Here is a 20,229-nt window from a genome sequence, read left to right as displayed (position 1 = left end):
ATGGCTCATGCCCGGCGGAAGAGCCGGTTCAAGAAGCCGTTGCTGTCTTCCCGGATCTGGGGCGACAGCGCGTCGGCCCAGGCTCCCAGTTCTCGGACCACGGGGCTGTTGCGGCTGGTCTCGGCCAGCGGCAGTCCCGCATTGATGGTCGCCTGCACTTCGGGTGCGGCATCCGGAATGCTGCGCCATTGCTGCTCCAGGCCCAGTGCCTTGCGCACTTCTGGCAGGCCGATCTCGCTGCGCCGGTCGACGCGGTTCAGTACCGGATGCAGCCGGCTTTCGGGATAGCCCAGATCGCGGAACATGTGAAGCAGCTTCTGCGCATTGCGCACTGCCGGCACATTCGGCAGCAGCACCGGCACGATCAGCTGCGCCCTGTCGAGAACCCGCAGTGCCAGCGGATCGAGCACACGTCCCATGTCCATCAGGACGAAGTCGTAGTGCGCGGCTGCGAGCTGGAGGATGGCATCCACGTGCAGCGGCTCCACCTCCATGGCATGCATGGCGTTTTCGGGGGCCGCAAGCACATGCAGCTGAGGCGTGACCTTGACGGTGCTGGCTGTCAGAAAGGAGGCGTCGAGGCGATGGATGTCGCGCGCCACATCGGCCAGGGTGGAGACCGGCTTGGATTCGTGCAGATAGGCCAGGGTGTCGCCGAACTGAAGGTTGAGGTCGATGAGCAGGACCGAGTGCCTGCGTGCCAGCATCCATCCGAGGTTGCTGGTCAGGAAGGTGGCTCCGCTGCCTCCCTTGCAGGGCAACAGGGCCATGACCTGACCCTGGCGGCGGTCTGCCGCGTGGTGCTGCAGTTTGGCGGTGATGCGCTGCACTGCATCCAGCAGCGCCTGATGCGAAGCCGGCGAGGTCAGCACTTCCCGGACTCCGGCACGCATGGACTGAAGCAGAAACTCGGGCGTCTGCTGCGCGCACAGCAAGATGACGGCGATGTGCGGCTGATGCGTGGTCACATGCTCCACCGGCGCAAGGTCTGCCGGATCGCAGCACATGCCGTCGGCGATCATCAGGTCGGGACGGTGCTGCTCGGCAATCGAGGGCATGCGCGTCTTGCCGCCCTCGAAGGTCTGAACCTGGTGCGATTGCGCCTGCAGCACGCGGGCCATCTCCTGGAGATGGGTGGTGTTGGGAGAGATGATGGCGATTTTCATGGTGTGGCACCCCTGGTTAGCTTGAGCAGGCCGTGCTGCTGTTGATGTCCTGGCGCATGACCTCCCGGGGAAGCGTGCTGGAGAAGCCGGGCATGGGGATGGCCGCTTGCAGGCCCTGGCCCGCGATGGGCGAGATCCATTGGAATTTCAGTCCCGTGATGGCGACGGTCACGCTTTGGCAGCTTGCCGCAGTGCAGCCTGTGGGAGCCCAGCTGACATTGATGCTGCTGACCTGGGGAAGCAGGGCCTGCATGCGCGCGAGCACCTTGGCCTGCTGGGAGGTGTCGTCGCAGACCGCGGCATACCGAGCCCCGGCACGCGCGGCCTCGTTGGCCGCGACCCAGGTGAACAGCATGCGGCTGAAATCCATGATCCCGAACAGAAACATCAGGAAGACCAGCAGAGCCAGGGCAAACTCGACGATGGTGGCACCGCGCTCGTGATGGGTGTGACTTGGGGCTTTCATGTCTGTGTCCTCATCGTGGCGGCAATGTTGCTCAGCGTCAGGCCACCGTTGGCATCCCCCAGACGCAGGCCGAAAACGCTGGCCGTCATGGAGCGGAAGCGGTATCCGGTGACGGTCACTGTGACGGTATTGATCAGTGGATAGGTTCCGCTGGTCTGCCAGGAGCAGCTCACGGCTGCGGTGTTCAGACCGGGGGCCAGCGGTGTGGTGCCCGCAGTAGTCTGGCCGTACACCACCAGGTTCTGGGCCTGGCTGCAGCCGGTGTTGGGCAACTGGGCCGAGAGATAGCGCACTGCGTCCCGTACCGACTTGGTCACCGTGTTGTACTCGTACAGCGCGCGGCCGAACTCGACGACCAGCATGCTCAGCAGGAGCAGGAAAGGCAGGATCAGGGCCAGCTCCACCAGCTCCACCCCTTGTTGTCTGTGGTGCTTGCGCATGGCGTTCACCTCACGAGGACGGGGACCAGGGGGCCGGCGGTGCCGCCCGCGAGTCCGCTGGTGGTGCAGGGGCTGCCCGAGGCACTGGCATTGCCCAGGTACTCGAGCTTGACGTCGTCCACCGGGATCGACATGGGCTCGAGCATGAGCATGCAGGCGAAATCGACCACCTTGCGGCCGGCATCGACAATGGGCACTGTCACGATGCGTCGGTCCGCGCCATAGGCCTTGTGCTGGGCCGAGGTTGCCACCGACGAAAAGCCGCCGCCTTGCTGACCGCACTGCGAGGGGTTGTTGCCGCAGGGCGTGAACGTCAGGCGCTGGGCGAGAAAGTTGGGTGTGCTGCCCGAGCTGCCGTTGTAGGCGTTGCGGCCGGCGCTCCAGGTGCTGGTGTTGTAGATGTAGCCGGTGTAGTCGGGCCGCCCCTCGCTGGGGCCGCTGGAGTTCTTGTAGATGCCGAACCTGTAGTTCCAGACTTCGACGATGGAAGCCTGTACGCCGGGTGTGCCCAGGGTGTCGCCCAGCTTGCTGCCGCAGCGGCCGTTGAGCTCATTGGTGGTCTCGGAGGCACTGTTGGAGCCGTCCAGATTGGCCCATCCGAAGGTGCTGCCGCCGTTCGACTTGGCCAGCAGGGTGAGCCATTCGCCAGGGGCATAGCCGTAGTCGGGTTTGCTGGCTCCCGGGGTCTTGGCCTGGAGGGCGACCGGAATCGGACAGGCACTTTGCGCGCTGGCTCTTGTCGCCACGGCAAAGCTGCCGACACTGGCGGTGCCCGGAAAACCGGCGTTGTTGCCGGAGAAGGCCCCCAGAGCCTTCAGCAGCCACAGGCCGATATTGGATTGGGTGTGCGTGCACTGCGCATAGACGGCAGCGGTTGCGCTGGTGGTGCTCAGATAGCTGGCATCGCGGAAGCTGATGTCAGCGGCGGTGATCTGGCCCTGCCCCCTCCAATTGGCCGACTGAAGGTTCACACCATTGAGGTTGCCGGCAGCCGCTCCTGCGCTCGCGGCGCGGCTGATGGCATCCGGTTGCTTGTTGAGCTCGCGCGCTGCGGCCAGCGCGCAGCTGTCAAGCGCCGTCTGCAGCTCCGTCCTGACGATGAACAGGCGTCCGAAATCCAGCGCGATACCCATGAACCCCAGCAGCAACAGGAGAGCCAGCGCTGCCGTGACGATGATGGCCCCATGCTGCTGGCGCCGTGAATGCTGCCGGCTGCGGCTTCTGGCAGGCCGCACCAGGGTCGGGGCAAGAATGCGGGTGCTCATGATGGACTCTCATAGGCTGCAGAACCGGTGAATGAAGGCGGCCCGGAGGCGGTCGGCACGGCAGCGGGGCTGTCGTGCCGACCTCCGTCGACGGCGCGGCTAGGTGCAGGTGCCCGTCAGGCAGTTGGTGACTCGCGTGACGAAGTCCGCAAACTTGCCGCCGGCCAGGCCCTGAATCGCCACGACCAGAGCGATGGACACCACGGCAATGATGAGCGCGTACTCGACGACCTGCGCACCTTCGTCGTCCCTGAGCAGGTGCTGCAGACGCAGGCCCGATGGGTTGATGGAGTACATGGCTTTCTCCTTTAAGGCGGTATGTCCATGACTGCCTGGAGCCGGCTCAAGAGCAGGTCGAGGTTGTCAGGCAGTTCGTGACGCGGGTGATGAACGAGCTGAAGCCGCCACCCGAGGAGGTCAGCGCCTTGAGGGCGACGACCAGCGCAATGGAGACCACCGCGATGATCAGTGCGTACTCGACGACTTGTGCACCTTCATCGTCACGGGCAAAAGACAGCAGGGAATGGCCAAATTGTTGAGCGATATGGGACATGATGAACCTCACAGAGTGAATGGATGGAAGACCGTTTCGAAAGGTCGGCGGGTGGGCCGACGGCTGGCGTGCAAGGCCGGTGTGCGATCAGGGCTCCTTTCGGACTCGATTTGCAGGATGGTGAAAAACCGTGTCTGGCGGTGCGATCAGGGCGTGCCGCCGCTGTTGCCGGAGTTGTTGCTGGTCAGCGAGCCGCCGATATTGATGACGTTGACAGCCTGGGGCGGGCTCTTGTAGCTCTGTTCGTACCTCTCCATGCTGTGGTGCGTGGTGCGCCCGTCCATGCCGGTCGCTGCGTCCACCCCGACTCCGGCCGTCTTGCCGGCTTGCGGGTCTATGGTCATCTGCAGGCGTGCGCTGCGCACGGCTTCGCCAAAGCGGGCGTCGTAGTTCGGGGTGGTGCTGCCGCACCCTGCCAGCAGGGCGGCGAGTGCCACGGGAAACAGGTAGCTGGGTTTGGTCATGGCTTGCCTCCGGTTCAGGTGGGCGGGTTCTGGGGTGCGGGACGGTCGATCGAGGGTTCGGCCGGTGCCTGCGGCTGCTGTTCCAGGGGCGCTGCGGCGGGTGCCGGCATCGATGCCGCTGGGCCTTCAGGCATGGCGGGTGCGGGAGCCGTCTTGCCTGCGGGGGCGGGCTTGGAGCTCTCCAGTGCGCCGTTGAGATAGACCTCGGCGCGCGAAGGCACCACGTGGTTGTCGGTGGGCACTCTGGGTGCTTCGGCGAGTGCCTGTACCAGTCGCGGCGTGATGACGAACATCAGCTCGGTCTGGTCGGTCTGGAACTCGGTGCTGCGGGCCAGCGCACCCAGCACGGGTATTTCGCCGAGTCCCGGAAAGCGCTTGATGGCTTCGGTGATGTTGTTCTTGATGAGGCCCGCAATGACCAGGCTTTGTCCGTCATTGAGTTGCACCGTGGTGTCCGCGCGCCGCACCGTGAGCGAAGGGATGACGGAGGTGATGCCGTTGATGGTCGTGAACGGAGAGCCGGTCTGCGACAGATCCGACACCTCGGACACCAGCTTGAGGTTGACGCGCGAGTTGCCGAGCACGGTCGGCGTGAACTTGACGCCGATGCCGAACTCCTTTTCCTGCAGCGTCATGACTGGCACGCCGGTGGTGTTGGTCTGAGCGACCGGAATGAAGATCTTGCCGCCAGAGAGAAAACTGGCTTGCTGGCCACTGATGGCCATGATGTTGGGCTCGGCCAGGATGCGCACCAGGCCGTCATCCTTCTGACCATCGATGGTGATCGAGCCCCTGCCGATGCGCATGGCGTTCAGCAGGCCTCCGCCGCCACTCAGAAAGTTGGAGAGGATGGAGTAGCTGTTCTGGCCGTTGCTGGTGATGCGCTGGCCGCTGAGGCTGGAGCCCAGCTTGTCGAGCAGGGTCTTGCTGACTTCGGCAATCTTCACTTCCAGCATTACCTGGTGAGGCGAGGTGGTGCGCAGCAGGTTGACGATCTTCTTGTTGTCGCTGTAGGCACCGGCCAGCGTCACCACATCGTCCAGGCGCAGCGGATTGCTGATTTCTCCGCTCAGGACCAAGGCATTGTCGGCGCCCTGGACGCGGATGCTGCGCTCCTCGGGCATGAGCTCGCTGAGCTTTGCCTGCAGCGGTCCCGGGTCCATGGTGACGATCACGTCCTTGATGAAGCAGGCGCCCTGGGCGTTTTGCAGGATGACGTTCATGGAGCCTGACTTGCGGCCGCGGAAGAACAGGTCGCGCGGGCTGAGCAGCTGCACTTCGATATCGCCCATCCCGTTCTGTACCTGCATCGGTGGCTGGCCCGAAGCGGGCTGGCCGGCTCCCGGTGTCTGGCCGCTCACCAGGATGCGCGCCATGGGCGAGTTCAGCGGAATGACCACGGATTTGCCCAGGGTGACCGTCGTCGGGTCCTCGGTATGGATGGCGGTGCAGTTCCTGGCAGGCAGGGTGGTGCGGGGGGCTGCCGCAGCGGCTGCGGCCACCGGGCCGGGCTGGGCAGGAGCGCCCCCGGACTGTGCCAGCACAGGTGCTGAGCTGGCGAGCAGCATGCTAGCTGCCAGATATAGGTGATGGTGTTGCACGGCCGACCTCACTGAGTGGTTGCAGGTAGAAGATCAGAAGCAGTTGAGCGTTCGAGTGCCGCCCTGGATCACTTCGACACAGGTGGCTGTCGAAGCCTGGGGTATGGGCCTGGCTCGCTGCATCACGGGTTTGGCAGGCGCTGCGACCTTGACGGGGGCAGGCACCGGGTCCGGGGTTCCAAACAGCTGGTGCTTGGTGATCCCGACGGTGCTGGTCGGGTCCTTGTCGATCTGATTGCGCAGCACCAGGGAAAGATTGCCCACGCTGCGCGCCAGATCGAGCTTCTCGGCATCCTCTGGGCTCAGCTCCAGCGTGACGGCGCTCACCACCTTGGGTTTGGTTTCGTCGCGGTCGGCTTCCTGGGCCACGGCCAGGACCAGCACGTTCTCGAGCACCGTCTTGCTGATCTGGCGCGAGTCCTCCATCTTGCCGGCCTGCTCCTGCTGGGCATTGACCACCACATCCACGTAGTTGCCGGGAAGGGCGAAGCCAGCAACACCGACCACATCGTTGACGCGTACCGTCATGGCCCGCTTGCCCGGAGCGATGACGGCTGCCAGTCCGCCCTTGGTACCGACCGGAGCGAGCTTGCCCTCAAGCACCGCCTCGCCGCGCAGCACGCCGACCTTGACCACGCGATCCTGCAGCTGCTGCATGTCATGGAAAGCGCCATCGGGAACGGAGCCCCGTGGCCAGTCCACCGTGTTCAGCATGTTCGGCATGATCTTGCCGCCCAGCGGGATATCGGTGGCTGCGACGACGACCTTGTCGGCGTCCAGACTGCCGCGCTGGGCGACCCAGCTGGCCGCGTAGACCGCAGCCGCCAGACTGGCCAGTGCGGCAAGGACAAACAGACCCAGAGCTTTGAGGTTTTTCATGGGAGGCTCCCGCTATGCCGTTGTGTAAGTGGCTAGACCCAGGTGAACTGGCGAGCGACCAGGAACGCCAGGGTTCCCAGGGCGATGCTGACGCCGTAAGGCAGCTTGCCTACCGAGTGCGCCGAGCTGGAGCGTGCATCGGGACGTATCCCGGCCGCTACGTTGATATAGAGCAGTTGCACGGCCTCGGCAGAGTTGCGCAGCAGCTTGCCGGCCAGGCGGTGCCGGAGCGCATAGACCATGGCCGCCAGACCCCCGGTGATGAAGACAAAGATCACGGCCTGCCATGCGGCTTCGGGTCCGATGAAGCTGCCCACCATGGCCATCAGCTTGACGTCACCGGCTCCCATGGCATGCAGCAGATAGAGCGGCAGCATCAGCGCCAGACCCAGCGCCATGCCACCCAGCGCCCAGAGAAAGCCACCATGGTGGGGGTGGGGGGCCAGCAGACCGTAGAGCAGAGCCAGGGCGATGCCCCCGAAAGTCAGGCGATTGGGGATGCGCCTTGTGCGCAGGTCGCTGAGACTGGCGGCCGCCAGAAGCAGCAGCAACAGGAGTGAGCGCGGCTCGGTGAACAGGCCGGCCACCAGCTCGGATGCTGCGCTGAGTTCGGAAGCTGTCATGGTGAATCTCCAGTTCTGTGTCCGCCAGTCCTGTCGCAGCCCCGGATGTCGCGCTGTCTGTTGCTTTCAGCGCTTCTGGCGGGGCCCGGCCTGACTCTGCCGATCTGTGACCAAATACAATTTTCCTATCGAATTCATTCTTTTGTTTAATTTTGTGGAAATGCTATTCCTATAGAAATCGTTTATCAATATCTGTGTTCGTAAGAATTTGCCTAATGTGCATGAGATGAAAATGTGACGCGTTTGTAGGTTGCGTAAGCAGTGGTCTCGGCGCTTTCGGACGCGGTCCGGACCGTGTTGGGACGGGCGGATCGTGCGGCTCGCGCCGTGAGTCTGTTCGCGGCGCGAGCCAGGAGGGTGTCAGCGCCGAAGACGCCGGTGAGGGAGGCGGGGGCGCAGTGCTGCAGGAGGCTGCCTGCGTCGGACCGGCAAGCGCAGACATGCGCTGTGGGCGTTACCCAGGATCTGGGCACCCTGGTGCCGGCGACAGCCCGGCAGCGAAGCACCGGGGTGTCGACGTCAAGGCCCCGGCCGAGGCAGGGCTGGGACGGAGTAGCCGCTTTGAGGGAGGAGGGCGGTGTAATCCACGGCGAGACTTGGCCAGGCGCGATGCCGTCATGTCCGCCTGGCCTGTTGGCGGCGCCCTGCGCGACGGTCTGCTGCCCGCAGGGATGCGGTCCACAGGTCGCACCCGCAAAGCGCCTTTTCAGGGAATGTGGCGCTATCTCAAAAGTAGCTTCTGACGCTTTTCTTGAAGGACTTCACTGTTGAAAAGGCCGTCTTGCCCAACCGCAAGCCGATAGATGCTCTCCCCTTGATAGCGCCTGAGAATGGATCCCAGCGGCGCATTGTCAGGACGTTTGCCCGCGCTGGCGGTGCAGGCCGAGCAGCACCAGCACGATGGCTACCAGGGGCAGCATGCCGATGTTGATGCCGTTCCAGCCCGCACTGTGCAGCAGCTGACCCGAGCCGAACGAGGCGACGGCCACCGTGCCGAAGACCAGGAAGTCGTTGAGTGCCTGGACCTTGGCGCGCTCCGAAGGACGGTAGCACTCGGTCAGCAGGGCCGTGGCACCGATGAAGCCGAAGTTCCAGCCCACGCCCAGCAGAATCAGCGAACCCCAGAAGTGGAAGATGTCCAGGCCCATGATTGCCAGAACGCCAGCCGCGCCTATCATCAGCAGACCGAGCGCTGTCACGGGTTGCTTGCCATGACGCGCAATCAGCTTGCCGGTGAAAAAGCTGGGCACGAACATGGCCAGCACATGCCACTGGATGCCCATGGCGGCCTCGCCCACGCTGTGGCCGCAGCCCACCATGGCCATGGGCGCTGCGGTCATCAGGAAGGCCATCAGCCCGTAGCTGACCACACCAGCAGCGCAGGCCACGACGAACCGGGGCGTGCGGGCAATCTCTGCCAGCGGCCTGGCGTCTCCGGCCACGGCCTGCTTGCCCTGAGGCGGCGGCAGTCGCAGGCCCATGAGCAGCGGCAGTGCCAGCAGGGCCAGCCCTGCCTGACTGTAGAAGCTGCCGGCAAACGGGGTGGCAGGCAAGGCATCGCGCGTCCAGATCACCACCTGCGGGCCGATGATGGCCGCGATCAGCCCGCCGACCATGACGCGCGAAATGGCCTTGGCCTGCTGCGCGGGATCGCTCACCAGATCGGTGGCAGCGAAGCGGTAGCTCTGGACGCAGGCGGCATAGAAACCGGCCAGCGCCGTGCCGATGCAGAAGGTGACGAAGTCGCTGTGCGCAATGCCCTGTGCGGCGACCACACCCGAGATCACGCCCAGAATGGCGCCCAGCACATAGGCCGTGCGCCGTCCCATGCGGTTCATGATCCAGGCGGCTGGCAGGGTGGACAGCGCCAGCCCGAGCTGGTAGATGCTGACCGGCAGGGTGGACGCTGCGGGGTTGGACGACAGTTGCTGCCCGACCAGGCCGCCCAGCGAGATGATGATGGGCGGAGAGGCTCCCCCCAGGGATTGGGCTGCGACCAGCAGACCCATGTTGCGGCTTGGTTGTGTGTTGTTGTCTGATTGCATAAATCGCTTTGGCTGTCCATGCTTGTGCGCAGAGTTGTCACATCTTGCAGCATTCATATTGGCAGCACATTAAAAGGTTTGCCGCGGGCATGATGCAGATGCGAGCCTGGGGATCGAAGTGAATGGAAGTGATATGACGCTGAAATGTCTGACCGGCTGGGTTGCGGGCCTCAATATCGCCCTGGCGCCCATGAGCTGGGCGTCGATGGCGAGCGCGGAGACGGCAGACACTTCGCACGAAGCGGTGGTCTGGTCGGCGAGCTATCGCGGCGAGATCGCCGGCAGGGCCGTCAAGCTGGAGCTGTGGCGCCTGGACGGTGCCGTTGGCGGTAGCTACTGCTACGAGCCCTGTCATCGGCCCGGTGCCACGCTTGACCTGGAAGGCTCGGCCAGCGGACAGCTGACGGAAACGCCCATGTCGGGAGCCGGTGATCCCAGGCCTTCGGGCCGCTGGGCGCTGGCGGCTTTGCCGGGCATGGCGCCACCGCGTCTGCAGGGCCAGTGGCAGTCCATGGATGGCAAAAGGCGCTGGCCCGTACAACTGCTGCGCCAGCCGCCGGCTTTCTCCCATCGGCTGCATTACGAGCTGCGCCTGCTGATGAATCAGAAGCTGCGCTCCCTGGCCGACTGCGGCGAACATACGGACCTCCAGGTTTCCGCCATCCAGGTCTACGAGCAGGGACGCCTGAAGCAAAGCCTGCCGACCGACGCCGTGGGCAGTTGCTGGCGGGTGCAGCCGCGCTGGGTGGATGCGAATTTTGACGGCTGGCCGGATCTGACCCAGGCGCTGGATCTGCCTGCGGGGCCGAATATTGCACACCGCACCTGGATTTACGACCCGGGAACCCAGAAGCTGGTGCTGGGGCCGCAGTCGCTGCAGGACATCAGCTCGCCCGCCTTCGATGGCAAGGCCAGGCGCATCTACAGCGAATGGCGCGCCAGCTGCTGCAGCCATGGCCTGGACATCTATGCCTGGAAGCCTGCGGGGCCGGAGCGGGTCGAGCGGGCTGAAAGCCATATGCTGCCGGTGCGCAAGGGCGGCAAGCTCATGGCCTGCTATCAGGTGCCGGCCTATGCACAAGGCCATGTGCGCTGGCCTGGCGGCCTGTACGAGCGCGGCGGCGAGCTGAGCCTGGCGCAGGAGCCCTCTGCCGACTGGTGTGATGCCGATCCTGCCGCCACCATGGGCCAGAACCAGGTTCAGGTGCTGGCCGTGCCCAGGCCCGGACAGCCACCCCGGGTCCTCAAGGTCTATGGCGCAAGCTACCGCAAGGTCGATACGCCCCAGGGTGCCCGTTACTGCCCCGATATCGCGGTCTTCGATGCCGATGCCCGCAAGGTGGTGCGCGTGCTGATGAGCGAGAACGCAGAGCGGGACTGCGAAACGGACAAGCCCGCCGGGACTGCACCCTGACAGCCTCCCATCGCTTTGCAAAAAAGTAGTTGCCACTATCTTTTTGACAAAGTCCCGCTGCGGTACAATTTCAATTATTGAGACTCATTCTCATAAAACCTTAGCCACGCACTTCGTTCTAGCCATAGGAGATCGATTCACAACGAGGTCTACATGGCAACCCCAGTTCGTGGCGGCGCAGGCATTGCACCGTCGGCTTCCGCACTCGCATCCCGGCGGTTCAGACCGATTGCGCAGGGGCGGTCTTTTGCCGCAGGCTCGGGCCCGCGCGCTGTCGTGGGTCTGGCGGCACTGCTGGCCATGAGTGCCACAGCCCATGCCCAGACCCAGCCTCCTGCATCGCAGCCTCAGGAACAGCGCCTTGGCGAAGTCACGGTTTCCGACAAACAGGACGGCGGCGGTCTGCCGGCGCTTGCCCCCGGTGCCCAGGTCGCCAAGGGCGCGAGCCTGGGTGTGCTCGGCAATGTGGATGTGATGGATGCCGCCTTCAACATCACCGCCTACTCCGAAGAGCTGATTCGCGACCAGAATGCGGCCACGGTGGCTGCCGTGCTCGAAAACGACGCGTCGGTGCGCTTCTCCACCAATACCGGCCATGTCAACGAGAACTATCTGATTCGAGGCTTTGACGTCAATGCCAGCGAAGTGGCGCTCAACGGCCTGTACGGGCTGGCGCCCGACAGCCATGTACCGACCGAGATGATCGAGCGCGTGGAACTGCTCAAGGGCCCGGGTGCGTTGCTCGGCGGCATGGCTCCCAACGGAGCGGTCGGCGGTGTGGTGAATGTCGTCAGCAAGAAGCCGCTGGCCGAGGCCCTGACACGGCTGACCACTACCTACACCTCGGGCTCGCAGTTGCAGGAGCATGTGGATGTATCGCGGCGCTTCGGCCCCGGGCGCCGCCTGGGCATACGTTTCAATGGCGCGCTGTCCGGCGGGGAAACCGAGGTCGACGACCAGAAGCGCCGCCGCCGCCTGGGTGCCGTGGCGCTGGACTATCAGGGTGATCGCTTCACGCTGGGGCTGGATGCCTATCACTACAAGGTGAACCTGGACAACGGCAGTCCGGTGATGGTGAGCTTTGGCAAGATGAAGAATCTGATTGCGGCGCCGGATGCCAGCAACAATCTGTTCCGCGGCGTCAATACCGAGGTGGAGAACAAGTCGGTGGCGCTGCGCGGCAGCTTCGAGCTCAGCGACAGCTGGCAGCTCTACGGCATTCTGGGCAAGGCCTGGCATGACTATGCTGGCCAGCCCACGGGCACGCGTGTGGTGCTCAATGCCGTGGGCGACGGCTCCGCCGTGGGCCAGACCTACAACCTGCAGGGCTATACCCACAGCACGGCGCTGGACGCGGGTTTGCGCGGGCGCTTCAAGACCGGCGATGTGGGCCATCAACTGGTGTTCTCGTTCAACGAGCTGCAGCAGCAAAGCGGGCGCGCGCTGCCCATCGTGGTCAGCAGCAGCTACACCACCAATATCTACGACCCGGTGCTGCCGGTTCTGGCCGGGCCGCGCAATGCCGTGAGCCAGGAAAACGACAATGTGATCCGCAGTTTCGCCGTGGCCGATACCCTGAGCCTGCTGCAGGACAGGCTGCAGCTGACGCTGGGCGCACGTCACCAGCGCGTGCATCAGAAGATGAAGGGCTACGACGAGAGCGCCGTCACTCCCATGCTGGGCCTGGTGGCCAAGCCCTGGGGCGAGGATCTGTCCTTCTACGCCAACTACATCGAAGGACTGAGTCCGGGCCTCGAGGTCGGCTCCACCTACGCCAATGCCGGCGAGACATTCGCGCCCTACAAATCCAGACAGATGGAGGCGGGCGTGAAGTGGCGCCGCGCAGGCTGGACGAATACGCTGTCCCTGTTCCAGATCGAGAAGCCTTCGACCACCATCGATACGGCGGCCAATACCCTCAAGCTCAATGGCGAGCAGCGCAACCGCGGTGTGGAGTGGAATACCTTTGGTGCCGTGAACTCCCGCCTGCGCGTACTGGGCGGCATCACGTACCTGCAGCCCAAGCTAACCAGCACCCAGGTCGGCGCCAACGACGGCCATGACGCGTTCGGAGCAGCACGCTGGGCGGCCAATCTGGCGGCAGACTGGGATGTGCCGGGTGTGGCCGGTCTGGCGCTGAACGCACGCCTGGTGCATACGGGCAAGCAGTGGGTCAACTCGGCCAATACCTTGCGCGCACCGAGCTGGACGCGCTTTGATGTCGGCGCGCGCTACGCCACGCGCATTGCCGACAAGAAAGTGGTCTTGCGCGGCACGGTGGACAACGTCTTCGGCCGCAATTACTGGGCGGGAGCCTTCGCCGACAACTTCCTGACCGTGGGCGCGCCGCGCACCGTGCGCATCAGCGCTGCCGTGGACTTCTGAGGCGGAGTAAACATCAATGCATGAAGATCATCAAGATTTGTTTTCGCCGGTGACGCGCCACAGGCCATCGGGCAGGAGACTGCGTTCCGTGCTTGTTCCTGGCCTGCTGGCAGCGGCCAGCGTCGGCGTCGCCAGCATGGCCGGTGCGGCCAGACCTTTGCCCGCCGACACCACTCAGAGCGTGGCCAAGGCGGCATCGTCGCTGGCGGTGCGCGAGCCGCTCTCAGGTCGGCTGTCACCGGGACAGGTGCTGAGCCTGCAGCTGGAGGCACCGGCCGGTGCCGTGGTGCGCGGCAATCTGCAGGCGCTGGGCGTGGTGCTCGATGTGCAGACACCTGACGGGCGCCATCTGCGGCGGCTGAGCCAGGGCGAAGGCGTCGATCACGCATTCACCTGGCTAAGCCGTGGCAAGGCGAAGGAGCGTCTGGTGCTGCGTGCAGAGAACGTCCCGCCTTATGCATCGACAGCAAACAGCATGCCGGTGGCGCAGGGCGGGCACAGCGATGCACTGACCCATGCCGCGCCCAGTCCTGGCGCCTACGAGCTGACGATCACCCAGGTGCTGGCGCCGTTGGCGGCTGGCCATGGGCCTGCGGCAGAGATCGAACCCGAGCCGCTGCGCAGCCCCAGGCTCAAGGCCTTGCAGGCAAGGCTCGCACAGGGCGGAGACAGCCGCAGCTTCTGGCAGGAGATGGAACGCGAGGGTACGCCGCTGATCGAGCCCTGGGATGCGGAGCACGAGCTGGTGAGCTTTGTCTGGCGCGGCGCAGGGCAGTCCGTGCGGCTGTTCGGCAGTCCCTCGGGCAATCATGAGCCGCTGCAGCGCCTCGGAAGCAGCGATGTCTGGTGGGCCAGTTTCGTCATGCCCAGGGATGCACGCCTCAGCTATGGCTTTGCGCCCGATGTGCCTGTGGTCTCGGCCGATGCCATGGTTCAGCGCCGCGCCATTCTGTCCACCTTGCAGCGCGATCCTCTCAATCGCCGGAGCTGGGGGCGGTCTGCGGATCTGCAGGCGGTGCAGGATCGCTTCGACGGTCGCTCCGTGCTGACACTGTCCAAGGCGCCGCCCCAACCCTGGAGCGAGCCTCGCGCCGGCGTGGCTGCGGGCCAGTTGCAGCGTCACTGGTTGCCCAGCCAGGCGCTGGGCAACGGGCGCGATATCTGGATCTACAAGCCCCTGGGCTGGCAGCAGGCCGACGCGGCCCGGCGCTCCCTGCTGGTGCTGTTCGACGCCCAGGCCTACCTGCGCCAGGTTCCCACGTCCGCCATCGTCGACAACCTGATGGCCGATGGGCTGCTGCCTGCAACCGCCGTTGTGCTGGTGGCCAATGGGGCAGGCGACGCGCGCAGCCGCGAGTTGCCGCCCAATCCGGTATTTGCCGACTTCATGGGCCTGCAGCTCATGCCCTGGCTCAAGGCGCAGGGCATAGCGGCAGGGTCCGAGCGCGCGGTGATTGCAGGATCGAGCTATGGCGGCCTGGCCTCAAGCTATGTGGCGCTGCGCCATCCGCAGTGGTTTGGCAACGTGCTCAGCCTTTCGGGCTCCTACTGGTGGGCTCCCAAGGGCGAGCCGCCCAACTGGATGGCCCGCCAGTATCAGCAATCGCCGCAGCTGCCGATACGCTTTTATCTGGATGCCGGCATCTACGAGGGGGCCCGTGGCGGGCAGGCAGGCATACGCGAGACCAGCCAGGAGCTGGGCGATGTGCTGCGTGCCAAGGGCAACAAGGTCGCGCAGCGCGTGCACAGCACCGGCCATGACTATGTGCACTGGCAGGGTTCGCTGGCCTGCGGGCTGCTGGCGCTGATAGGGCACGAGCCACCGACCGAGAGGCTCAGTGAGCAGGTCGCACAGGCTTGCGGGCTCTGAGTCCGGCAGGTAGGAAAAAGGGGCTTGAAGCCCCTTTTTTTGCTTTGCGCCTGCGGCGCTTGTCGGTGAAGCGCTGCAGGTTTTCGATTGAAGCCCTTACCTTACTTGAGCTTGTTGCCGCATTCGCCGCAGAACAGGTCATTCAAAGCCACGGGGGCGCTGCAGGCGGGGCAGCTTGGCGCTGCCTGGTTCTGGCGGGCTTTCTCGGCCGCCTCTGCTTCGGCGCGAACCCGGGCTGCCTCACGCTCGGCGGCCTGCTGCTCGGCCTGTGCCTTCAGACGCAGGGCCTCGGCTTGCTGACGTGATTGTTCGGCAGCCTGGGCTGCGGCGCGTTCCTCTGCAGCCCTTTGCTGTGCCGCGCGCTCGGCGGCCTGGGCTTCGGCCCGCTGGCGGCTGGCCTGTTCCTGGGCTTCGGCTGCAGCACGTTCCCGCGCTGCCTGCTCGGCGGCCTCGGTCTCGGCCTTCAGGCGGGCGGCCTCGCCCTCGCGGCGCACCTGCTCTTGGGCGCGTTCGCGCTCCAGCTGTTCGGCAAACGCCTGTTCGGTGGACGCGGCTGCGGCGGCAGTCAGGCCTGCGGCGGTCGCAGCGGTGGCGGCATTGCCGTCGGTGTCGGGTGCGGCGGGCCTGGCCGTGGCTTCCTGCAGGCGCTCGCTGGCCGCCTGTTTGGCACGCTCGGCCGCAGCCCTGGTGCGTTCTGCGGCGGCCATGGTCTGGGCCTTGGCTTCCTCGGCTTTTCTGCGCACATCGCCGATCAGGCTGTCCAGTGCGCCCTCGGCCTCGGCCGGGTCCACGCTTTCACGGGCCTGCAGATAGATCAGGTTCATGCCCATGATGGCCACCTGGGCCAGCAGGGCTCCGACCACGCAGTAGAGCACGCCGAGGCCGGCGATGAGGCCGGTGCTGCCGCCACCCATCATGCCCATGGGGCTGAAGCCGCCGCCATAGCCCCGGCCGTAGCCGCCGCCCATGAACATGCCGGCCATGGAGCTGGCATCTCCGGTAATGCTCATGGCCATTCCGGTCAGCGAAACCGTGGCGGGCACCAGTCCGGCGAACAGCATGAAGCAGACCAGTCCCAGAATGACGTAGAGCACGACCTCCATCAGCACCACTTCCACCAGTCGCTTGCGCGCGATGCTCAGCACATTGGCCAGCGCGGCCTTGACGGACAGGCCGCTCCACAGCGCAGGACCCATCAAGGGGCCGACGACCCAGATCATGGCAATCAGCAAAGCCGCGGCGACCAGCACCAGAATCGGGTGGGCCACAAAGGCCAGAATGCCGCCCAGTACCGGAATCTTGCAGATGAAGTAGATGACGGCAGCCAGCAGGTAGTAGGCCAGCGTGGCAGCCAGTACCGCCAGTCCGACCAGCAGGAATTTGGGCAGGCACAGCAGACCGGCCGAAGCCGCTGCCGAGAAGGATCGCACGGGCTCGTTCCTCGCCTTGTCCATGAGCATGATCCCCACGCCGGAAGAGCCGGCCAGCAGCGCGATCACGGACGCCAGCATGAAGATCAGGTACATGAAAAAGCCTGCCTTGACCAGCATCCAGGCTGCGCCTGCGATCAGCGCGCCGCAGACCAGCAGCGTCAGAAAGCACAGCAGCAGCGGTCGCCACTGGGTCAGCCCTTCGGCGGCTCGGGCAAGGGTGGCAAAACGTATTTCTCCCAGGGGTTGCTCTCTCATTTTTCGTCCTGTCTTGTGGTTGAGGCTGGCTGGTCCGGCACGGTGAGCCGCTGGCTGGCCGGGTGTCAAAGCTTGCCGCGTATCTCGCCGGCTTCGATGGTGTAGCGCTCCACACCGGCGGGCAGACCAGTATCGATCTTCTTGATGACAGTCACGGGTTTGCCGCCCTTGGACTGGGTGGTGCCAGTGGCGGTATTCACACGCCCGGCCCTGACATCCTCGTCGGACTGATCGACCACGATGCTCGACGAGCCGCGGTTGTCGGCCAGTTCATTGGCCAGTTCCTTGAGCACTGTCATGGCCTGGGTGTATTCCTTGCGACCCTTGGCGGCCAGCGGCATCTCCACGGTCAGAGCGGAGAAACTGCGCATCTGGTGTGCCTGTCCCGACTGCCCGTCGGCGATGCTGACGGTCCTGGTCTGTACCGGCCCGGCCACGGCGCGTTGTTTGGCCGGCAGCTTCTGCATGGCCTGCACGGCCTGGGCCTGCATGTTCTGCGCCTGCTGGGTTTCCTGATCCAGAGCGGCCTGCAGACGCGCAAAGCGCTCGTTCTGACTGCCAGAGACCGCAGTGGCCGGACCGCCGCCAGGGCCGCAACCGGGGTCTGCGGAATTCGTGGCGCGGGAGAGCATGCAGCTCAGCGATGAGGAGGCCTCTTGCAGACTGGCGCAGCCGCCGAGCAGGGTTGCGGCACAGGCGAGCACAGTGAGTTGGAGTTTTTTCATGGCTTTCAATCCAGCAGGTCATCCAGCGATGGCGCGGTGCTCTTCTTGACTGGAGGTGTTCTTGCAGGGGCCGGCACGGGCGGTTTGCCGGATGCCGGGGCTGCGGGCAGCTGCGGGCTGGCCGCTTGTGCGGGCGCCGCGCTGACGGTGTCTGGGCTCACCACCACGGGGGCGACTGCGGTGGAGGGCACAGTGTCGACGCTGCCGGCACTCGGGGCGCTGATAGTGGCACTTTCGGCAGGCGTTGCCTGCGCGGCCGTATTGCCGCCCAGCGGGCCGACCAGGGCATCGGCCTTGGCCTTGTCCTCGGCTGAAATCGCATCCTTGCCGGCCTGGGTCGCACCCGATGCGCTATTGGAGCTACTGCCCGTGCCGGTCAGGCCCTTCATATTGCTGGCCATCATCACACCGCCCGCAATGGCGGCGATCAGCAGTGCCAGCACTGCCCATTTGATCCAGGCATTGCTGCCGCGCACCGGCTCCTGAGGAAAGGCCGGCGGAAGGTGGTTGCGCGGCGCAGGGTTGGCTGCAGGCTCGGGCAACGGCGGCCTTGGCGCGGGCTGGTCCATGGGCTCGATCAGAGGTGGAGCCAGACTGGCTTCGTCGATGGCCTGCGCAGCGCCCGAAGGCATCTGAGGCGAGGCCGCCAGCACATCGGCGTCGGCGCGGCTCTCGAAAACCATGCCGCAGCGCGTGCAGAAACGGGCGTCGGGTTTGCAGATGGCCTGGCATTGGCGGCAGGTTTTTTCAGCAGCAGTGCCTGCCGATTCCGGCGCTTGGCGGGCACCGCAGTTCCTGCAGAACTTGGCATTCGGAGCGAGCGGATTGCCACATTGGGAACAATTCATGGTCTGCGATCGATGAACGAGTCCGCGGCAATGGTTTCTGCGCGGGATTGCGGTTTCGGCAATGGCCGGAATATGTTCCGGTTTCTGCGCCGTAGCCTGAACCGGGACGGACTCTGAAAAATGATTTGTATCTTAGCGGCGCATTGGCTGGGGCCTGAGGGATCGCTTTGTGGGAATGCCTGCATGCGAAGTTTTGACAGCTTTTTGTCAGGCAAAGACGGGCACGAATCTGATTGCGCTCAATCGAGTCACAGGCACAGTTTGACGGGGTTCGGGTCGCTAAGTGGCTGATTTGAAAAGAGGGCGATATAAACCCGTATGGAGGGACCCGGTGATTATCACGGCTTGTCTGAATCCGGGAATCTGTTTGATTTTTGCAAATGCATCAAATCGTTGAGAGTGTGATTCGCGGTAAAAAATCAACGAAATACAGGCCGTGCAGAATCCGGTAGTCAGCAAGGCCTGTGATCAGTGCTGCGCAACCAGCGTCAGCAACTCGATTCGCGGCGCCACGCCAAGGCGTACGGCAAAACCGGCCCACAGGCCTGCGCCGCTGCTGACCAGCAGCTTCATGTTGCCGACGTCATATTCGCCGCGCACGAAGCCGTTGTTGACGGGGGCCACCAGCCAGCGGTCCATGCCCAGGATCAACCCGCCATGGGTATGGCCCGAGATCTGCAGATTCACGCCCTTGTCCGCGTTGTCGCGCGCGAACCTGGGCTGGTGTGCCAGCAGGATATGGAATGCTGCACCGGCCTTGCGGGCCTGGGCGGCCACTGCATCCACATCGGGTGGGACGCCCTCGGCCTGTTCGGGGTTGGCGTTGTGGGGCGAGGTGCGGCCGAACACCGGGTCGCCGATGCCGGACAGGGCCAGCCTGCTGCCCCTGATGTTCAGCATCTGCGTGCGGTTTTCCAGCAGCTTCAGACCCAGGCGGCGGAACTCGGCCATCCAGGCGTTGTAGCCACTGTAGTACTCGTGGTTGCCCGGCGCCGCCCAGACACCGTAGCGTGCACTCAGGCCGGCCAGCGGAGCCACATGGGCGCGGCTGGTGGCGACATCGCCGTCCACCATGTCACCGGGCAGCACGATCAGGTCCGGCGTGGTGGCCAGGGTGCGCTGCACGATGGTCTGCACATAACGTGCATCATTGACCGGGCTGGCATGGATATCGGCCAGCACGGCAATGCGCAAGCCCTGCAGTGCCTCGGGCAGGTTCCGGACCGCGATCTGCTGCTCATGCACCCTGGGCGGCTGCAGGGCGTTGAAGACGCCGATGGCGCTCAGGCAGCCGGCGGCCACCACGGCTGCCATGGTCAGCGCAGGAAGGTGCAGCAGCTGCGCCAGGCCGGTACGACCCATGAGCCGGGCGATGAGCCACAGCAGATCGCGCAGCAGCGCGAACAGCGCCAGCATCAGCAGCGTGGCCAGAATCCAGCCGCCCGGGACCTGCAGCTGCGCCACCACGGCATAGGGCAGGGCGTGGGTCTGCACGGCCTTGAGCAGCAGGGCGGGAGCGATGCCCGGCAAGGCCGTGATCAGCACGGCCAGCATGCGGGTCAGACGGGAGGTGCCGTTGAGGCCGGAGACGGGCCACCAGAGCCACAGAGCCAGGAGCGGGATGACGAGAGCAGCAGTCGAAACCATGGGGAGCGGATGAGCCAAGATTGCCGCGAGCATAGCAAGCGTCGCGGCTCCCGCGATGAACGCGGCCGCAGCGACCGCCGCAGGCGCAGCGCGGGACGGTGAATACCGCGCGGCACGGCTGCTTTTGCCATCACCGCGCAAGAGTGGCCA

General features: G+C 65.0%; 18 protein-coding genes. 3 read left to right on the top strand and 15 right to left on the bottom strand.

Going from position 1 to position 20,229, the window contains the following annotated elements:
* Positions 1-5 precede the first annotated feature (5 nt).
* The 11 genes from E2583_RS01400 to E2583_RS01350 all read right to left on the bottom strand — a co-directional run bounded on the left by E2583_RS01400 (position 6) and on the right by E2583_RS01350 (position 9,502).
* Entirely contained in the window at positions 6-1,166 is a 1,161-nt protein-coding gene (locus tag E2583_RS01400; RefSeq protein ID WP_046462057.1) for an AAA family ATPase, read from the bottom strand.
* A 16-nt stretch (positions 1,167-1,182) separates the two neighbouring features.
* Positions 1,183-1,632, bottom strand: coding sequence for a TadE/TadG family type IV pilus assembly protein (locus E2583_RS01395; RefSeq protein WP_046462058.1), 450 nt, complete (start codon positions 1,630-1,632; stop codon positions 1,183-1,185).
* The gene (locus E2583_RS01390; protein ID WP_291592475.1) at positions 1,629-2,072 is read right to left on the bottom strand and encodes a TadE/TadG family type IV pilus assembly protein; all 444 of its coding nucleotides are present in this window, start codon (positions 2,070-2,072) and stop codon (positions 1,629-1,631) included. The genes E2583_RS01395 and E2583_RS01390 overlap by 4 nt, the downstream gene beginning before the upstream one ends.
* A gap of 5 nt (positions 2,073-2,077) precedes the next feature.
* Positions 2,078-3,337 (bottom strand): Tad domain-containing protein, encoded by a 1,260-nt coding sequence (locus E2583_RS01385; protein WP_046462059.1) that lies wholly within the window; start codon positions 3,335-3,337, stop codon positions 2,078-2,080.
* A gap of 99 nt (positions 3,338-3,436) precedes the next feature.
* Entirely contained in the window at positions 3,437-3,634 is a 198-nt protein-coding gene (locus E2583_RS01380) for a Flp family type IVb pilin (protein WP_046462060.1), read from the bottom strand.
* A gap of 46 nt (positions 3,635-3,680) precedes the next feature.
* Complete coding sequence (locus tag E2583_RS01375; protein WP_046462061.1) at positions 3,681-3,890, bottom strand: Flp family type IVb pilin; 210 nt, start codon at positions 3,888-3,890, stop codon at positions 3,681-3,683.
* 146 nt (positions 3,891-4,036) lie between these two features.
* Complete coding sequence (locus E2583_RS01370; protein WP_046462062.1) at positions 4,037-4,354, bottom strand: hypothetical protein; 318 nt, start codon at positions 4,352-4,354, stop codon at positions 4,037-4,039.
* A gap of 14 nt (positions 4,355-4,368) precedes the next feature.
* Entirely contained in the window at positions 4,369-5,922 is a 1,554-nt protein-coding gene (locus E2583_RS01365; RefSeq protein ID WP_046462063.1) for a type II and III secretion system protein family protein, read from the bottom strand.
* Positions 5,923-5,988: 66 nt separating this feature from the next.
* A complete protein-coding gene (cpaB, locus tag E2583_RS01360) occupies positions 5,989-6,834 on the bottom strand; it encodes a Flp pilus assembly protein CpaB (protein WP_046462064.1) in 846 nt (281 codons plus the stop codon).
* Between the two features lie 32 nt (positions 6,835-6,866).
* Positions 6,867-7,457, bottom strand: coding sequence for a prepilin peptidase (locus tag E2583_RS01355; RefSeq protein ID WP_291592469.1), 591 nt, complete (start codon positions 7,455-7,457; stop codon positions 6,867-6,869).
* A gap of 851 nt (positions 7,458-8,308) precedes the next feature.
* Positions 8,309-9,502 carry an MFS transporter gene (locus tag E2583_RS01350; RefSeq protein WP_291592467.1) on the bottom strand — a complete coding sequence of 398 codons (1,194 nt, stop codon included), beginning with the start codon at positions 9,500-9,502 and terminating at the stop codon, positions 8,309-8,311.
* Positions 9,503-9,635: 133 nt separating this feature from the next.
* On the opposite strand from E2583_RS01350, the gene E2583_RS01345 reads away from it, so the two are divergent.
* The 3 genes from E2583_RS01345 (at position 9,636) to E2583_RS01335 (ending at position 15,171) form a co-directional block, all read left to right on the top strand.
* Positions 9,636-10,916 carry a hypothetical protein gene (locus tag E2583_RS01345; RefSeq protein WP_291592466.1) on the top strand — a complete coding sequence of 427 codons (1,281 nt, stop codon included), beginning with the start codon at positions 9,636-9,638 and terminating at the stop codon, positions 10,914-10,916.
* A gap of 153 nt (positions 10,917-11,069) precedes the next feature.
* The gene (locus tag E2583_RS01340; protein ID WP_291592465.1) at positions 11,070-13,301 is read left to right on the top strand and encodes a TonB-dependent siderophore receptor; all 2,232 of its coding nucleotides are present in this window, start codon (positions 11,070-11,072) and stop codon (positions 13,299-13,301) included.
* Positions 13,302-13,389: 88 nt separating this feature from the next.
* Positions 13,390-15,171, top strand: a complete 1,782-nt coding sequence (locus E2583_RS01335) for an enterochelin esterase domain-containing protein (RefSeq protein WP_291592463.1) — start codon at positions 13,390-13,392, stop codon at positions 15,169-15,171.
* A gap of 101 nt (positions 15,172-15,272) precedes the next feature.
* On the opposite strand, the gene E2583_RS01330 is transcribed toward E2583_RS01335, so the two are convergent.
* From E2583_RS01330 to E2583_RS01315, 4 genes are all read right to left on the bottom strand, one after another.
* Complete coding sequence (locus tag E2583_RS01330) at positions 15,273-16,859, bottom strand: zinc ribbon domain-containing protein (protein ID WP_291592461.1); 1,587 nt, start codon at positions 16,857-16,859, stop codon at positions 15,273-15,275.
* Positions 16,860-16,924: 65 nt separating this feature from the next.
* On the bottom strand, positions 16,925-17,584 hold the full coding sequence (locus E2583_RS01325) for a hypothetical protein (protein WP_291592460.1): 660 nt from the start codon (positions 17,582-17,584) through the stop codon (positions 16,925-16,927).
* A 5-nt stretch (positions 17,585-17,589) separates the two neighbouring features.
* Positions 17,590-18,432 (bottom strand): zinc-ribbon domain-containing protein, encoded by an 843-nt coding sequence (locus E2583_RS01320; protein WP_291592459.1) that lies wholly within the window; start codon positions 18,430-18,432, stop codon positions 17,590-17,592.
* Between the two features lie 468 nt (positions 18,433-18,900).
* A complete protein-coding gene (locus E2583_RS01315) occupies positions 18,901-20,079 on the bottom strand; it encodes a metallophosphoesterase (RefSeq protein WP_291592458.1) in 1,179 nt (392 codons plus the stop codon).
* Positions 20,080-20,229: the final 150 nt, after the last annotated feature.

The organism is Comamonas sp. (assembly GCF_009360615.1).
In the GTDB taxonomy this organism is placed as follows: domain Bacteria; phylum Pseudomonadota; class Gammaproteobacteria; order Burkholderiales; family Burkholderiaceae_C; genus Comamonas.
This window is presented reverse-complemented; position numbering and strand designations above follow the sequence as displayed.

Bases quoted from the DNA above. Each gene is read 5' to 3' on its own strand.
- E2583_RS01400 (WP_046462057.1), bottom strand. From the start codon at position 1,166: ATGAAAATCGCCATCATCTCTCCCAACACCACCCATCTCCAGGAGATG.
- E2583_RS01395 (WP_046462058.1), bottom strand. From the start codon at position 1,632: ATGAAAGCCCCAAGTCACACCCATCACGAGCGCGGTGCCACCATCGTC.
- E2583_RS01390 (WP_291592475.1), bottom strand. From the start codon at position 2,072: ATGCGCAAGCACCACAGACAACAAGGGGTGGAGCTGGTGGAGCTGGCC.
- E2583_RS01385 (WP_046462059.1), bottom strand. From the start codon at position 3,337: ATGAGCACCCGCATTCTTGCCCCGACCCTGGTGCGGCCTGCCAGAAGC.
- E2583_RS01380 (WP_046462060.1), bottom strand. From the start codon at position 3,634: ATGTACTCCATCAACCCATCGGGCCTGCGTCTGCAGCACCTGCTCAGG.
- E2583_RS01375 (WP_046462061.1), bottom strand. From the start codon at position 3,890: ATGTCCCATATCGCTCAACAATTTGGCCATTCCCTGCTGTCTTTTGCC.
- E2583_RS01370 (WP_046462062.1), bottom strand. From the start codon at position 4,354: ATGACCAAACCCAGCTACCTGTTTCCCGTGGCACTCGCCGCCCTGCTG.
- E2583_RS01365 (WP_046462063.1), bottom strand. From the start codon at position 5,922: ATGCTGCTCGCCAGCTCAGCACCTGTGCTGGCACAGTCCGGGGGCGCT.
- cpaB (WP_046462064.1), bottom strand. From the start codon at position 6,834: ATGAAAAACCTCAAAGCTCTGGGTCTGTTTGTCCTTGCCGCACTGGCC.
- E2583_RS01355 (WP_291592469.1), bottom strand. From the start codon at position 7,457: ATGACAGCTTCCGAACTCAGCGCAGCATCCGAGCTGGTGGCCGGCCTG.
- E2583_RS01350 (WP_291592467.1), bottom strand. From the start codon at position 9,502: ATGCAATCAGACAACAACACACAACCAAGCCGCAACATGGGTCTGCTG.
- E2583_RS01345 (WP_291592466.1), top strand. From the start codon at position 9,636: ATGACGCTGAAATGTCTGACCGGCTGGGTTGCGGGCCTCAATATCGCC.
- E2583_RS01340 (WP_291592465.1), top strand. From the start codon at position 11,070: ATGGCAACCCCAGTTCGTGGCGGCGCAGGCATTGCACCGTCGGCTTCC.
- E2583_RS01330 (WP_291592461.1), bottom strand. From the start codon at position 16,859: ATGAGAGAGCAACCCCTGGGAGAAATACGTTTTGCCACCCTTGCCCGA.
- E2583_RS01325 (WP_291592460.1), bottom strand. From the start codon at position 17,584: ATGAAAAAACTCCAACTCACTGTGCTCGCCTGTGCCGCAACCCTGCTC.
- E2583_RS01320 (WP_291592459.1), bottom strand. From the start codon at position 18,432: ATGAATTGTTCCCAATGTGGCAATCCGCTCGCTCCGAATGCCAAGTTC.
- E2583_RS01315 (WP_291592458.1), bottom strand. From the start codon at position 20,079: ATGGTTTCGACTGCTGCTCTCGTCATCCCGCTCCTGGCTCTGTGGCTC.